We start from the raw sequence: 14552 nt of genomic DNA on the forward strand, positions 1-14552 counted from the left end.
CTGTTCCCACCGCAGGGAGCCACTCAAATGCCCGCCATCACCTTCGTCCTCGGGGTCCTCGTCGTGCTGATCTACTCGCCCAGCCAAAAGGACACGCTCCGGCACGCCATGAGCCTTTGCGGCCCTGACCAACTGGAAGGGAGCCGGCCGAGCTACTGCCCGAAGAGCTGCCCATGACGACACAGTCCCCCAGGATGAAACCCGCCAGCGCCCTCCCGCCCCTTGCCCGCCTCCTGCTAGTCCTCCAGCGGCTCAACCAAATCCACGACCGATGGGAGATGAGGTCGGCCGCAGCGTTCTTGCTGGTCGCCTGCCGAGGAGAGATAGCGAAGCCGGAGTTGGAGAAGGCCCTGACGATGGGAGCCGGCAGCGGCTACCGGAACATCGTGTTGATGGAGGATGCGCTGTTGGTCCGGACCCGGAAGGAGAAGGGCGTGCTTGTGGTGAGTCTGACGGAGTACGGCAGGAGCGTTGCAGGGGAGATTGAGGGGCTTTTAGGCGGGCGCGGCGATTAGGGACCACCTTCTGGAAAGGCCAGACCGCCAACAGTGAAGTCCGCTTCACGTCGATTAGGTTGCACCTTCACCTACCCGAACCAAAATGCGGAGTGACTTCACATTTCCGGGCCCCGACCAAGGCGCTCAGGCGGGAGACGGGTTAGGTTGCACCTATAACCAGCCAACCCGGCGAACGGACGACATTCGATTAGGGACCACCTACACCTACCCAAGACCCGCAACAGGCGGGACGACTACGACAAGACACCACGCACAAGGGGGCCGTGACTGTCTTTTATCCTCCCGAGTTTTGGGGAGGGGGCAGTAGATAGAAGGATACCTGAAGGTCCCTACAGGAAGGACTTAAGGTTGATCCTTACTTCTTCCCTTTATCCTCTCTCTTTAGGGTTATCTTGCAGGTCTTCCTTCAGGATCACCTATAGGCCCCTTCAGCAGGGCCGATGAAAAGTGGAGTGACTCCACATTTCTCTGGTCACCCCTGACCTCGGTCTTCGGTTTCCTCCCTTGGATGGTCTTCCCCTTCAGGGATGGTCGCCAGCGGAGGGCGAAGCCCGTAGCTCCTAGAGCCCTACCGTAGTCACCTTCAGACCCGTTCAGGCAGGTCGGCCGCGCTTGTTCGCGCGTGTCTCTGTTTGGATCAGTCGTCTCTCAATCTCACTGATAAGCATAGGAAACACCTCCCCATGACATACGAGGCTCTCCGGCCTCCCGCGCCCACCACCGATGAGCGGGACGGCTCACCCCTCCTCCTCATCCCCCTCGCGAACTCTGACAGGTTCGCCCGCATCTCGCCTTCAGACTACCAGAAGGTCCTCTCGGCAGGCTTCTCGCCAAATTGGTATCTCAACCTCGGATACGTCACGACCTACAGCGCCACCTCGGGCTACGCGAAGGTATCCCGCATCATCCTCGGGATTGCCGGCAAGGGTCATCGAGCCATCCGCGTCACCCATGACAACGGCGATCAGACGGACCTCCGCCGCACGAACCTCGTGACGAATGAGGTGAAGGAGACCAAGCCTCGTTACGGTCGCGATGATCGCCGCCCGCAAGCACCGGCAGGAGCCGGGTGGCGACGATGACAGTCGGACCACACTCCCGCCGTCAGACCCCTGTTTCCCGCTACAGGTCTCCCGCGTACAGGCCCGTCGCAGGGGGGCGGGCTACTGCGGTGGCCGAGACGAAGAGCGGCCGCCCATGACGGAGACGCTCGCCACTCCCGAGCCCCTCCCTAATAGGAAGATCACGGTCAACTTCGACGGCTCTTGCCTCGGCAACCCCGGCCCCGGAGGCTTTGCCGCGATCCTTCAGGATGAGACATCCGGGAAGGAAGTCACCATCTCCGGTCCCTGTGGCAGGCACACCACGAACAACAAGGCGGAACTGACGGCCGCCCTGAAGCCGCTCCTCAAAATCAAAGCCGGCGCTCACGTCACGATGACCGGCGACTCCGAATACGTCATCAAAGGAATGAGCGAGCGGATCGCGCGGTGGAAGAGGAACGGCTGGCGCACCTCCAGCGGCGGCTTCGTTGCGAATGTCGAAGAGTGGAAAGCCCTGGAGGCCGCTGCCAGCAAGCACGCGAAGGTCAATTGGGTTTGGCAGCACGGTCATGCCGGATGCCCGCTCAACGAGAAGGTTGACGGACTCGCGCGGGCTGAAGCTGAGAAGCTCAGACGTTCAATCAGATAACCTCGCCAATGACCTTCCTAACGAAGCAATATGGAGTGACACTTCAACAATGGAGCTACGCTTCACTATTCTATACTGAAAATAATACTTGACGATTATCCGGTATTGGATAGAACTCGAAACATCCCACCAACGCAATCATCAGCGAAAGGCAGAGCTATGAAGTCCTCCGATTTTCGGATTGTCACCAATGCGGACCGGCGACGTATTGCCAACATCGTCGCTTCGACCGTGCTTTCCTACGAGCACATGACAGCAAAGAGTAATCGCTACATCGCGATCCTAATCGGCCATACCGAGACTGGCGTCAGAGAGATCAGGCTTCTCATGAAGAAAATGGGAACACTAGGCACTCGAAAGGGTGAACTTCCTGAGCTTCCGCGCATCCCTGAGACGACGTGGGGTCGCCTTCATCTCGCAATCGCAGATGCCGAAGAGCTTTCCGAGCTTGCGGAGATGCACCAGATCAAGACGCCACTGACGAAGGCACTAAGGCAACTCCGAGGTCGCGCAATCCGGCTGACTACGGGCAAGGATGTTGAGCTGACTGATGTCGCCGCTCTTGCGGACTCTTTGACCGCCGCGACCGAATTGGCATCCGGCGAATGTGACAGACTGATACCTCCGCTTTCCGACGCGGCGCGGAAGCTGATTGAGCTACCCGCTTATGAGCCGACAGCGCGAGAATTGTCCCGCATTGAGCGACACATTGCGGCGCTGCCCCGTCGTTCGGAAATGCTCCAGTAACCCCTTCCCCGCCCGGCATCAGCTTGGCGGGTTTTCTTTCGCCCAAGAGAGCGTCGCGATGCCTAACACACTCACCGCAATAGAGCCCGGACCCTTTGTCCCCGAGCTTCCTGAAGCTGAAACCACCGTCCGCGATATCATCCTGTCCGAAAGGCTCGGCTATTCCAAACCGGCGGATATCCGAAAGCTGATCAAGCGCCATGCCTCGGCACTGGAGGCGATGGGATCACTACGCCAATCTGGCGTCATGATCGAAGCCGGCAAGGGAGCAAAGCGGGAGGTCACCGAATACAGCCTCAACCGCGCCCAAGCCGCCTTCATCGTCAGTAAGGCACGAACGCCGGAAGCTACGAACCTCGCCATCGTCATCGCGGAACTCTTCGCGATGCACACGGAGAACAAGCTAGCTCCGGTCGATAGTGCGGCTGCGGCGGAGCTGGACGCCATCGCGGCCAGAGCCAAGGCCAGGGCAGATGTTCACGCCCTCGGCCGAGAGGGTTGGGCGATTGTCAGCAGCTTCAAGCGGTCGGGTCGAAAGCGCCGGAAACTAGGTGCCTTATCAAGACGCTGATCCTGATCGCCCCACATCCGAGACCAAAGTCACCCCATAGGCCCGCCCGGCTCTCCAGCTTGGCGGGCTTTCTCATACCCTGTTCAACACGAACGAATGACCTCCAGCCCCCCAGTCCACCTCACCTACCGCAAGACTCCTTCCGCCCCCGGAAGGCCCCCTAACTCCCTCTTCACGGCCACCAACGCCACCGGCAGGGACCTTTGCTCAACCCGCACGCCCTTGTGCTCCGCCGCTCGGGTTCTCCTTCAGGAAGGCCACGACCCCGCCTCGATCATCTTTATGACCCACGAAGGCGAAACCTCATGGTCCCTGAAGGGAACCCTTGGCGTGGTCGCGAAGCTCACCGTTAGGGAGAATGACAGCGGCGGGCCGATCTTCGTCACCTACGATGAGGAGAAGCTGGCGGAGCTAAATGCCCGCAAGCTCGCGGCCTGACTCCGCCCTTTGGGCTGCGGTTTCCCGCTTAGGGTCTCCAGCGCCCAACGGCATCCCGGCCCCGGCCGCTACCCATACCCATCCGAACGCAATCGGCCGTCCTAGCGGGCAGTTTCAGCAAAGCCGCTCCGGCCCTTCTATCCCCTCACAGAAAGCCTCACCCCACCATGGCAGAAACCACCACACCCCAGCGCATCGCGCCGGGCGAAGACGCATTGCTTGACGAGCTGGACGCTCTTGAAGCCTCCGGCCAATCGCTCATTAAACCGGGCGAGAACCCGCTCTTAGACGAGCTGGACGCCCTTGAAGCCTCCGGCGAGTCCCTTGTGGCAGCGCCGGCACAGAGCCCCTCAACCCTCGGCAAGATCGCCAAAGACATCGGTGGGGGCATCCTCGAAATCCCCGGGCAAGTGAACCGGGGCGTCGCCTCGGCGATCAACGAAACCTCCGGGGCCATGTACGGCCTCGTGACGCAGCCTGCCGTGAAGTGGGTGCACGAGAACCTCTTTGACATGTCGGGCATCGCGCCCGGCATCGTGAGCGGAGCCGCGAACCCGCTGTCCCTCCCGCTGGACACCGCAGTCACCCCGAAGGCCGAGACGGTCACGGGCGGGCTGGTCAAGGAAGTCACGCAGTTCGCCACCGCCTACTATTCGGGCGGGCGGCTACTCAAGGCGGCCGGCATGGTCGCGGCCCCGACTGTCGGCGCTGCCGTAGCTCAGGGTGCAGGCCGTGGCGCTCTGGTCGATATGCTCTCCTTCGATCCCTATGAGGAGCGCCTGTCGAACCTGATCGAGACGCACACCAGCCTTCGCGATCCGCTCACGCAGTTCCTCGCGGCGCGGCCGGATGACAGCCAGGCGGTCGGCCGACTGAAGAACGCTATCGAGGGCCTCGGCATCGGCATGGCTGCGGAGGGCCTGATCCACACCGTCAAGGGGGTCAAGGCGCTTCGTGCGGGTAACCGCGAGGAAGCCCTCAAGGCGTTCGACGAGCTGGAGCAGTCTGGCTTCAAGCCGGAGGAGCCGGACCTTTCGAAGGACCGCATCGAGCAGCCGCAGGAAGCCGCTCAGAAGCCGACGAACGACAACAAGGCCGACCCCAACGCCAACCCCGAAGCGCCCGCCAAGGAGGCCCCCAAGGACTCCGCAGAGGCGTCCGCGAAGGTCACCGAGGAGGCCGGGCCGAAGCCGTCGAATGACAACGTCACGGCACCCGAAGCGCCGATCAAGGTTGACGAGAAAGCCCTGCGCGAGAGCGTGGAGCTGACGATCACCGAACAGGCTTGGGGCCAAGGCCGGAACCTCTCAGGCATCCGCACGGACCTGATCGAGAACGGCGACGACCTTAACGCCGTCATGTCGGCGACGCAGCGAATGTACGCCGACGCCATCGCCAAGCAGCGGGGCGGGGCGGATGTCCTCACCAACGACATGCTCAAGGCTCAGGCCGACGAGCTGGCGGACATCGTCGGGACCAACTCTACGGCCCTGATGCAGCAAATCGGCAAGACGGCGGGCGACCTCCAGAACCTGCCGGCCACCATGCTTATGTACCGGGACGTGCTCACCACGGCCTATACGAAGCTCACCGACATCGCCGCGATCTACCACGACCCGCTAGGTGGCGTCGGCCCCTACAAGAACCGGCAGGAGGTCACCGAGGCGTTCATCAAGAACTATGAGATCGCCGCGAACATCCAAGCCTACTACCGGGGCCAGCAGACGCAGATCGCCCGCTCGCTCAACGCGATGAAGATCACGGCGAAGAACCGGGAAGGAGCCCTCGCGGACCTCGACATCGAGAGCCTGCGGGGAGCCGGCGAGGATCGTCTTCGGGCCATGGCAGGGGACATCGCGGCGGCCGGCAAGAATGCGGACGGCAGCGTCAACGCGAAGGCGGTCTCCACCATCATCCGTGGCGGGTTCGCCGAGAACCTCGTCAACGCGGTCATTTCCTTCCGCACCAACGGCATGCTCTCCGCTCTCACAACGCAGACGGTCAACCTCGTGTCCTCCACGATGACCGCCGCGCTCCGGCCGGCAGAGAAGTTCCTTGCCGGGGCAACTCGCTATTCGACGGCGGAAGGCCGGGCTCAGATGGCGGAGGCGGCTATCCAATACGGAACAATGGTCGCGTCCGTGAAGGACGGCATCAGCATGGCGGCCAAGGCGTTCCGCCTCAACGCTCCGCAGCTCGACCCCGGCCGTTCTCGAGTTATGGAGAACATGTCCTACAAGCGCCCGCCGTCAGAGGCGTTCAACATCCAGAACTCGACCGTCGCCATGGTCGCGGATGCCCTCGGGACGCTCGTGAACCTCCCCGGACGAACCATGATGTCCATGGACGAGTTCGTGAAGCAGATCAGCTATCGCGGCGAGGTCCGGGCTCAGGCGTACCGAGAGGCCATGCAGGAGGGCTCATGGAAGTCGGGCGACTTCACCACCTTCGGGCGGATCGTGGCGAAGCGCCTGGAGGAGAGCGTTGACGACATGGGCCGGGCGATGAACCCGGATGCTCTGGAGTATGCCCGCGAAAGCACCTTCACGAAGGACCTCCGGGCCGCCACGTGGTTCGGCAAGCCGACGATCGGCGAGGACCTTCAGCGGTTCGCCGGCAACCACCCGTCTATGCGGGTCATCATGCCGTTCATCAGGACCCCGACGAACCTCCTGCGGTTCGCTTGGGATCGCACGCCGGTCCTGAACTTGGGCCGCAAGGAATACTACGACGCTCTCACGGGAGCCCGTGGTGTCCAAGCGCAGGCCGATGCGAAGGCGAAGATGGCGATGGGCGGGGTGCTCTGGAGCGGCGCGGTTGCGCTGGCGACCGAGGGCTCCCTCACTGGAGCCGGGCCGCAGGACCCGAGGCAGCGCAAATTGCTGGAGGCCACCGGCTGGCGGCCCTACTCAATGCGGGTCCAGAAGGCGGACGGCTCCACGGCCTATGTCAGCTTCGCCCGTATGGACCCTTTCGCGGGGTTCCTCGGGATGGCTGCGGATTACACCGAGTTGGCTGGCGGCATGTCGAACGATGACATGTGGGAGACGGCCGGCAAGGCCATGGTGGTCACGTTGAAGCAGCTCAGCTCCAAGTCCTACCTTCAGGGTCTTACGGAGTTCCTCGACGCCCTGACGAGTCCCGACAGGAACGCGGAGAAGCTCGGCAAGAGCCTTGCGGCTTCGTTCGCGCCGAACGCCATCGCCAAGATGAACGACGACCCGTATTTGCGGGAGGCGCGGTCAGCCATAGACGCGGTGCGGCGCAAGGTCCCCGGCTTCTCTCAAGACCTCGACCCTGTCCGGAACATCCTTGGCGAACCGGTCACCCCTCCTCCGACCTACGGGCCGGGCTGGCTCTCGCCGATTGTTGCGGGGGTTCACACGGGCAAGGAACAGCCGACCACGAAGGAGTGGAAGGCGAGCCCTCGGGAAGACGTGAAGGACGAGCTGGCGAGGCTGGCGCTGATCGGGGACAAGGGGTTCTCGCCCCCTCCTACGACGAAGGACGGCGTAGACCTCCTCGACTACCGCAGCCCGGTCACCGGCAAGACCGCCTATGACCGCTGGCTGGAGCTGACAGGCGAGGTGAAGATGGCCGAGATGAACATCCATGAGATGCTCGCCGCCGAAATCGGCAGCCGGGCCTATCAGGACATGATGACGGACGGCGACGAAGAGGAGGACTTTGACGGCTCCCGCATGGGGCACCTGAAGATCATCATCGGCGGCTACCGCGATATGGCGATGGAGACCCTGAAGAGGGAGATGCCTGACCTCGCTCAGGAAATCACCAAGGGCCAGATCGCAAGGGCGCGGGCACTCGTTCAGCAGCCCCGGCAAAACTGAAGTCACTTCACAAATGCCTAAACGGCCCCGTTCGGATCACTTCCGGGCGGGGCCTTGCCTTCGCGGTCGAAGGCCCTCACAATCGGCTAGGCTCGTTGTTGCTGTGACTCTCTGTTTTGTAATTAGAGACCGTGCTTGCGGTCGGAACGAAGGCATATGTCTGAGAATTTCAACTACATTGCCTTCGGCGCGCGCGAAGAAGTCGAAAATCCCGATGGCCTCATTGGAATGACTCGGGGGCGGATGTTTGAATATACGCCCAGCGATATAGCAAAACGCCTTGAAGCTCTTGACCAAGACTCTATCTTATTCTTGGAGAGTCTTCCGACTTTTCTGTGCAGTGAGATTGAGCGTTTTAAGAGCTCTGCCTCCATGCTTATCAAGTACGGGAGGATCACAAACATCAAATCTGGCCGAAAAGAAGTATCGTCTACATTCAAGACATTGATCGATTTTGGAAATGTCGAATTTCCCGACATTGAGGCGGCGCGGGCGGTCTTCGACGCCAGCGGTTTTCAGCTTTATCGTACGCATTGGGCTGTCAGAGAAGGCGCCCCGAAGCAAATCCTAGAACGCCTTGCGAAAATCAAGCCGCAATTTAGCGATGAGGTCAGAGCACAACTGGCCCCCAATCCAGCTATCGCTTTAGCCGAGCCGCCTCCGCGCACCAAAAAACTGATTGGCACTGCCGACAGCGTAGAAGCATTTCTTCAAATTCTGTACGGGCTTCCGGCTAAGGGAGATACAGAGACTTTTTTCCGAGGACATGAAAACGAGCGATTTGAGCTCACACCCTCGTTACTGCGACGTAGGAACGATGGCGGGTGGCAGTTCATGCCGAACGAAGATCGGCTCTGTAAGGAGCTGCTCATCGCTCATTACGAAGAATTTCAAGCTGATCAATACTGCTTCGATCGCCTCGTCCGTATGCAACACTACAGACTTCCTACTCGATTACTCGACATTTCCAGCAATCCTCTTGTTGCATTGTTTTTTGCGTGTCATAGCGAGCCGGAGCCACTGGACATCGACGGCGAAGTTATCATTTTTCGCGTCAAAGCGGATCGAATGAAGTATTACGACTCAGACACTGTTAGCTGCCTCGCTAATTTGTCAAATTTAACATATAGCCAAAAGAACGAAATCGACCTAAAACTCGACATCGGCGCATTTAAGAAGACCGATGCTGCTCTTAAGCTATTACATCACATCAAGTCAGAGAAGGGGTTTTTCGAAGCCCGGATCGCGCCCGATGACCTCGGCTCCATAATTTGCGTGAAGGCAAAACGCACTAACACTAGGATTAAATCACAGTCAGGCGCATTCCTGCTGTTCGGCCATGAAGCCACACTGCCGGAGCACGGCCAAGACGGCATCGAAATTAATCGCGTGACCATTCGAGAAAAGCGACGCATCCTCGAACAACTAGACAGTCTGAACATCAATGCGATGACCGTTTACCCGAGCATTGATCAGACGGCAGTTCACCTCAGGGCGCGGTACCTCGCTGCGCAAGGTAGCTGACCGCGGCTTGCCTTCAATTTCAACGGAAGGCGCATCAAGGCCGGTGAGGTGATCCTGAGGGACAAGATCAGGGCACACCGGGCCATGGTGCCGCGCGGCGGCGACGAAGAGTGAAGTGACTTCATGTTTGGAGCCCCGGAGGGTGAAAGCTCTCGGGGAGACGGGCTCTGCTATCGAGCCACGTACAAATTCTGAAAGCTCTCCGCTGACAAACCGATCCGGTTTCCACCCTTTAAGCAGACGGTCCAAGAGCATGGCATCCAAAGCGCTAATACCTTGCGCCGTCGCGGTGCCAAGGATCGAAGCTGGGTACAGTGCGTCAATTGCCGCGCCAAGCCCCGTCATGAATACCCAACGCATAGACTTAGAAGGGAGTTTTGCTGCCCATCCTTGTGCCGTGATTGCGGTTGTATATTCGGCAACGAGGGACTGGTCAGGGTTCTTGTCACGCAGCCAGCCTTTGAAGCGCCTCGCGCTCTTAAGCAGATCAAGAACTTCAGGGAAGGTACGCTCCCCTGAGTTCACGACCTCTCGTACCCTTCGCCCTTCTGGCAAAAGCTCCTGAAACAAGTCCAGTTCGCGGACATCGCGGGTTCGCCTAGAGACAAGCTCGACTAGCCGCCTTCTCATTAATTCATGACCAACCGGCGAAGTCACGTATGGAGCCATGTACTGACCACAAAGATATGCATCTGCACGCGCCTCAAATAGATTATTGATGAGATATTCGCGCGTTAATGTACCGCTCTCACCATTGACATGACCTGGGAATATAATATTTAGATGGTCGAAATCTATATTTGTATCGAGAACAAAAGACTTATCGTCTATCCTAATAGCACGAAAATGATTGTGGCTTGGAAGCGTATGACCGGGTATTAGCTGGGATACAACAGCCCTTATGTTCGCTTCAGTTTGACCTTCGTTATCGAGTTCAGCAGTAGCTGCGGACGCAATGTCGATGCCTAAAACCTCCTCGGCGCGAAGTCGGTGGATAGCTGCTTTGCCATTCAGGCGTTTAACGAATTGTCGCGTTTCTCGGCTTGCGCCAAGCGCTCTGGTGAGAACGGCCTCGATCTCGCCATGCCCGTCGCGGCGACGCTGGTTCGGGTCCGTTGCTTTGAACTCAGCGAAACGGTGAACTCTTAGGCCATTCTCCGTCTGAGACATTGTAGAAAACATCTCCTGCATATAGGAGATTTTAAGTCCGTTCTCGTCCAAAAGAGCGAGCGTTTCTTCCTTTCCGATTGATTTAATCATAGATACGAGACTGCCTCGATCAAGGACAATCAGCGGATTTTCGTAGAATAACAGCGTCTCTGCTAGCAAACCTGCATCGAACGATCCATCACTTCTTATTCCCCTGCGGATAACAATTTCGTTGAACACGGGAATTTCTCCAGCGGTTTTGCTTCGCGAAATGCAAGCGAAGCTGTAGATATTGTATCTATCCTGCGGATATTCGTTTGGATATGTGAAGAGTCACTGACGTCTAGAGTTAGGCTGCTGGCCTCTACGGGCCTACAGTCCTTTCAGTCACCTCATGCTACCCATCCACCTCCTGAAGCTCCCCTGTCGCTGGCGCTGCTAGCTGACCTGAAGAAACCGGCAACAGCTCCCGGACGCTCTGCGGCATGACCACCGAGTTCACGCACGCCACTTTCGCCTGTTCCAGCTCTCCCCGGAAGTACGTGCTGAGCGTCACGTCGCTCTTCGGCTGCTCGTGTCCGACAACCTGCCGGATCACATGAAGGGGCTGTGCGGCCTTCACCGCCTCCGACACGAACCAACGGCGGAACGAGTGGAAGTTGACTCGGGACATCCTCTGTCCCTCCGGCTTATCATCAACCTTCCGGTTCGTCCGGAACTTATAGAACCGGGCGCTCATGACCGGCCCCCGTTTACCGAACTTGTCGGGCTCGCCAGCCTCCGGGAATAGCCAGTCGGTTGACGGCTTGTCGCTACAGCGTCGCTTTATCAACTCCGACAGGTCAGGGTGGATAGGGACCTTCCGCTTGGCCGCTTTCGTCTTCGTGCCCCGGACATCAAAGATGCCCTGCGCACATTGCCCAACTGTCAGGCTGCAAGCCTCGTCAATCCGCATCCCGGAGAGCGCCGCAACGTGCATGAGGTCACGAAGGGCAATATCCTCGACATCCGTGAAGAGCTTCTCCAACTCGTCTGTCTCGAACGGCCTAGGCTCGTCGTCGTCCTGTTCCTCCCCCGACGACAGAGGCACCACCTTCTTCACTTTGGCGACAGCCTGTCCCTTCCAGGGATTGAAGGACTCCGGGACGCACCCGCGCTTCTCCAGCCAAACCCAATAGGTGGAGAAGGCCGCGCACACATCCCGAATGCGGGCTGCCGACAGGCCGTCCTTGTGGAGCGAGCTGACATACTCGCCTGCGATCTTCCGGGTTACGGCCTCGACTGTTGAAGCGTGCCGACCCTTCGCAAGCCAGTCCTCAAAGGCCGACACAATGCCTTGGTATTCGAGCTTCGTCCGCTCCGCCCTCACCGTCCCGCGTTTACCGGGCTCCGACAGCCACGTCTCCATGTAATGCTTCAGCGGCGTTGAGCGACCGAGCGCCAAATCGGCGAAGGTGTCTCCACGCTTCTCACCTTCCTCATCAGCAATCGCCTCGCTGCGGGCTTGGACGGTGTCGATGAGGAGCCCTTCGGCAACCTCCGCCTCGATGACGATGTATTTCCCCCGGCCGGATCCCACACCTCATGCGGCTGATAGACTGCGCCTGCCCCCGACCGGACCTCCTGCAAACGCTCCCGAAGCTCCATCGCCTCGGCTGTCCTCGGGTCCGTGCTGGGGTGACCTCGGCGGGCCGCGTCGATCCGTGAGTGCAACTCTAGCAGCGCCTTGGGAAGTCGGGCCTGAGCAAGGTGCTTATCCCTTGTGCCGAGGCCCTTCTTGAGCCGCTTTGCACCGACGACCTCCCGCAGAGCGGTAGGCACATCAACGACTGCCGCAAAGCCCTGTCGACGCGGCTCAAGGTATCCTGCGATCTTCGCCACCCCACACGCTCCCCCACACGTTTCACCCCACACGCATAGCTAAAAGCTGTTATCCGTCAATATGTTCAAGGGGATAGGCACAGCCAAAATCGAGTTCTACTCGCGCTGATCTAAGATATCAGCTGGAGCGCGCAAGCCTCTGGTGAGAATCATGGAAAAGGCGGTCCGCAAGGACCGCCTTTTTTTGCTTAGCGCACGCGCAGGTTGGCTGTTGAGCCTTGGCTCCGGCCCGCCTACGCTCCCTGGCGTGACCTCTATCCCTCCCGCCTGGACGCATCTTCAGCCCGACTCTCTCAAGGCGCTCCTGGAGCCGCCCGGCAGGGTCCCGCAGGCTCTCCGCCTCACGCCTTATAACGTCCCCATCGAGGCGGCCCTTCAGGTCCCGATGGTCGTCGCCGCGAGGCTCCTGCTGAAGCTTGCCGTGGAGAAAGGCGGGCTTGTCCTCACGCCTGCCGGTGCTTTGAAGCGTGCCGATGTCTGGCACGTCTTCGACCGCACGGAATGGCCGGGTTACGACAAGGCCACCACGCTCGCGATGAACAAGGTCATCAACGAGGATGACGCCTACGGGGTCCTTTTCACGAGGATCGTGCTGCAAGCTGCGGGGCTCTTGAGGAAGCGCCTGGGAGTCCTGAAGGCGACCAAGGCGGGTAAGACCCTGCTGGTCTCCGAAGCGGCCCCTGCCTTGCTGGCTGAACTGTTTGAAGCGGTGTTCTGGAAGGTCAACCTTCAGGACTTCGACAGGAATCCTATCGAGTTCTGGCCGCAGCACCACATGGGCGTGGTCCTCTGGAGTCTGTCGGTGACGGCGCATGGCTGGTCGAACGCTGGGCAACTGATGCTTGCCTGCACGATCATGGAGACGCTCGACAAGGTGCCGAGGCCCGACCTCCCCGAGTTCGCTATGATGTCACGCGTCCTGCGCCCGCTGGCATGGCTGGGGGTTTTCGAGAGCCGGAAGCAGACAAGGCACTCCCGCCGCGAGTTCGATGAGGATTTCCGGAAGGCGCCGTTATTCGGGCAGTTGGTGAGCTTTGAGGTGAAGATGAAGGGGGCCGGCGAGGCGCGGCATTGATACGCAAATATCGCAGCCAGGCCGCGAGCCAAGATCAGGAGGTACCGATCTCGTTTCGAAGGAATGCGGCCCTCGTCATCACGCGCCAGTATCTGAGATAAGCGAGGCGTGAGAACAATGCTGCGTTGCCCAATGCTACGTTGCCCTGATGGAGGGGGATCGTGATTACCTTGCCCAATGATTTTCCCGTTCTCGAACGAAAGGCAGTTCGCGTCGTCGCCCAGGACAACGAAGGAAACGTACTTTTACTGCGAACTCGCGATGCGACCGATCCGGACCTTGGCGATTGGTGGGAATTGCCGGGGGTGGGATCGACAACGATGAAACCTACCTTGAGGCGGCGCTGCGAGAGTTTCGCGAAGAGGTCGGAATTGTCGTAGCGGCTGCGCAGGTTGGGCCGCCGCTCTGGTGCCGTTCGGCGTCGTTTCGGTACCGCGGGCGTCGTCGCCTGCAACAAGAGGTGATCGTCAGAATAGCGATCGAAGCGCGAAAACCCGCCATCGGCTACGCTGAGCGTCTCGATTACGAAATCGAAGACCACTTCGATTATCGGTGGTGGTCCGTAGCCGATATCCAGAAGAGCAAAGAGCGCTTCTATCCCGGCAAGCTCCCAGTGTTGCTATCCCCCTTCCTGACCGGGGCGAAAATCGACGAGCCCTTTGAGCTGTGGTCGTGACCGAGCCGTCTCCGGATACTCATCCGAAAAAATCTCTCAGCCCTCTGCTCTATGCCCGCTCTCCGAGAGCGCTCAATCGCTCGTGCTGCTCTCCCAGGTCGCGTGCGTAACGCCCTTCAGGCGCTCGATGCGCTCGACCACGGCGTCGAGTTCCTTGCGCTCGACGGCTGTGCTGATCAGCGTCGCGACGATCTCGATCGCCTCCTCGCCACGCTCGGCCGTATTGACGTCGACCGGATAATTCGCCTGCTCGAGCAGTTCGACCATCGCCTCGCGCACCGAAGGCAGGGCCTCCGGATCGGTGGTGACCACGACCTCATAGGTCGCCTCGGACGCCTTCTCGTCGATCGGGCTGCGGTTGATCGCGTTGACCAATGGCCGCAGCAAGGTGTTGCCGGCGATGACGAAAACGGTAAATGCTCCAGAAGGCAGG

14 protein-coding genes and 1 pseudogene are annotated in these 14552 nt (G+C 59.8%); 11 read left to right on the forward strand and 4 right to left on the reverse strand.

Annotation, left to right across the window (positions count from 1 at the left end):
• Positions 1-27 precede the first annotated feature (27 nt).
• The 9 genes from QO058_RS04460 to QO058_RS04500 all read left to right on the forward strand — a co-directional run bounded on the left by QO058_RS04460 (position 28) and on the right by QO058_RS04500 (position 9338).
• The gene (locus QO058_RS04460; RefSeq protein ID WP_284170600.1) at positions 28-177 is read left to right on the forward strand and encodes a hypothetical protein; all 150 of its coding nucleotides are present in this window, start codon (positions 28-30) and stop codon (positions 175-177) included.
• Positions 174-515: a hypothetical protein gene (locus QO058_RS04465; protein ID WP_284170601.1), complete on the forward strand. Its 342-nt coding sequence runs from the start codon at positions 174-176 to the stop codon at positions 513-515. Before QO058_RS04460 ends, QO058_RS04465 begins: the two co-directional genes overlap by 4 nt.
• A 686-nt stretch (positions 516-1201) precedes the next feature.
• A complete protein-coding gene (locus QO058_RS04470) occupies positions 1202-1600 on the forward strand; it encodes a hypothetical protein (protein ID WP_284170603.1) in 399 nt (132 codons plus the stop codon).
• A gap of 115 nt (positions 1601-1715) precedes the next feature.
• Positions 1716-2210: a ribonuclease H family protein gene (locus QO058_RS04475; protein ID WP_284170604.1), complete on the forward strand. Its 495-nt coding sequence runs from the start codon at positions 1716-1718 to the stop codon at positions 2208-2210.
• Between the two features lie 159 nt (positions 2211-2369).
• Positions 2370-2957, forward strand: a complete 588-nt coding sequence (locus tag QO058_RS04480; RefSeq protein ID WP_284170606.1) for a hypothetical protein — start codon at positions 2370-2372, stop codon at positions 2955-2957.
• A 58-nt stretch (positions 2958-3015) separates the two neighbouring features.
• Complete coding sequence (locus QO058_RS04485) at positions 3016-3528, forward strand: hypothetical protein (protein WP_284170607.1); 513 nt, start codon at positions 3016-3018, stop codon at positions 3526-3528.
• A 282-nt stretch (positions 3529-3810) separates the two neighbouring features.
• Positions 3811-3966 (forward strand): hypothetical protein, encoded by a 156-nt coding sequence (locus QO058_RS04490; protein ID WP_284170609.1) that lies wholly within the window; start codon positions 3811-3813, stop codon positions 3964-3966.
• A 167-nt stretch (positions 3967-4133) separates the two neighbouring features.
• Positions 4134-7814: a hypothetical protein gene (locus QO058_RS04495; RefSeq protein ID WP_284170610.1), complete on the forward strand. Its 3681-nt coding sequence runs from the start codon at positions 4134-4136 to the stop codon at positions 7812-7814.
• Between the two features lie 156 nt (positions 7815-7970).
• The gene (locus tag QO058_RS04500; protein ID WP_284170611.1) at positions 7971-9338 is read left to right on the forward strand and encodes an FRG domain-containing protein; all 1368 of its coding nucleotides are present in this window, start codon (positions 7971-7973) and stop codon (positions 9336-9338) included.
• On the opposite strand, the gene QO058_RS04505 is transcribed toward QO058_RS04500, so the two are convergent.
• The 3 genes and pseudogenes from QO058_RS04505 to QO058_RS31345 all read right to left on the reverse strand — a co-directional run.
• Positions 9240-10727, reverse strand: coding sequence for a hypothetical protein (locus QO058_RS04505; RefSeq protein ID WP_284170612.1), 1488 nt, complete (start codon positions 10725-10727; stop codon positions 9240-9242). The genes QO058_RS04500 and QO058_RS04505 overlap by 99 nt on opposite strands.
• A gap of 157 nt (positions 10728-10884) precedes the next feature.
• Entirely contained in the window at positions 10885-12066 is a 1182-nt protein-coding gene (locus QO058_RS04510) for a site-specific integrase (RefSeq protein ID WP_284170613.1), read from the reverse strand.
• A 116-nt stretch (positions 12067-12182) separates the two neighbouring features.
• Positions 12183-12401: pseudogene (locus tag QO058_RS31345) on the reverse strand (DUF6538 domain-containing protein); the annotation flags it as partial.
• Positions 12402-12519: 118 nt separating this feature from the next.
• On the opposite strand from QO058_RS31345, the gene QO058_RS04515 reads away from it, so the two are divergent.
• Positions 12520-13443, forward strand: a complete 924-nt coding sequence (locus QO058_RS04515; protein ID WP_284170615.1) for a hypothetical protein — start codon at positions 12520-12522, stop codon at positions 13441-13443.
• A 286-nt stretch (positions 13444-13729) separates the two neighbouring features.
• Complete coding sequence (locus QO058_RS04520; protein WP_347975875.1) at positions 13730-14119, forward strand: NUDIX domain-containing protein; 390 nt, start codon at positions 13730-13732, stop codon at positions 14117-14119.
• A 72-nt stretch (positions 14120-14191) separates the two neighbouring features.
• Here QO058_RS04520 and QO058_RS04525 read toward each other — a convergent pair whose 3' ends face one another.
• Positions 14192-14506: a hypothetical protein gene (locus tag QO058_RS04525; RefSeq protein WP_284170616.1), complete on the reverse strand. Its 315-nt coding sequence runs from the start codon at positions 14504-14506 to the stop codon at positions 14192-14194.
• Positions 14507-14552 lie beyond the last annotated feature (46 nt).

Origin of the sequence: Bosea vestrisii (assembly GCF_030144325.1) — a bacterium.
Lineage (GTDB): Bacteria > Pseudomonadota > Alphaproteobacteria > Rhizobiales > Beijerinckiaceae > Allobosea > Allobosea vestrisii_A.

Excerpts from the sequence above, each read along its gene's own strand:
- QO058_RS04460 (WP_284170600.1), top strand. The coding sequence starts at position 28 with ATGCCCGCCATCACCTTCGTCCTCGGGGTCCTCGTCGTGCTGATCTAC.
- QO058_RS04465 (WP_284170601.1), top strand. The coding sequence starts at position 174 with ATGACGACACAGTCCCCCAGGATGAAACCCGCCAGCGCCCTCCCGCCC.
- QO058_RS04470 (WP_284170603.1), top strand. The coding sequence starts at position 1,202 with ATGACATACGAGGCTCTCCGGCCTCCCGCGCCCACCACCGATGAGCGG.
- QO058_RS04475 (WP_284170604.1), top strand. The coding sequence starts at position 1,716 with ATGACGGAGACGCTCGCCACTCCCGAGCCCCTCCCTAATAGGAAGATC.
- QO058_RS04480 (WP_284170606.1), top strand. The coding sequence starts at position 2,370 with ATGAAGTCCTCCGATTTTCGGATTGTCACCAATGCGGACCGGCGACGT.
- QO058_RS04485 (WP_284170607.1), top strand. The coding sequence starts at position 3,016 with ATGCCTAACACACTCACCGCAATAGAGCCCGGACCCTTTGTCCCCGAG.
- QO058_RS04490 (WP_284170609.1), top strand. The coding sequence starts at position 3,811 with ATGACCCACGAAGGCGAAACCTCATGGTCCCTGAAGGGAACCCTTGGC.
- QO058_RS04495 (WP_284170610.1), top strand. The coding sequence starts at position 4,134 with ATGGCAGAAACCACCACACCCCAGCGCATCGCGCCGGGCGAAGACGCA.
- QO058_RS04500 (WP_284170611.1), top strand. The coding sequence starts at position 7,971 with ATGTCTGAGAATTTCAACTACATTGCCTTCGGCGCGCGCGAAGAAGTC.
- QO058_RS04515 (WP_284170615.1), top strand. The coding sequence starts at position 12,520 with ATGGAAAAGGCGGTCCGCAAGGACCGCCTTTTTTTGCTTAGCGCACGC.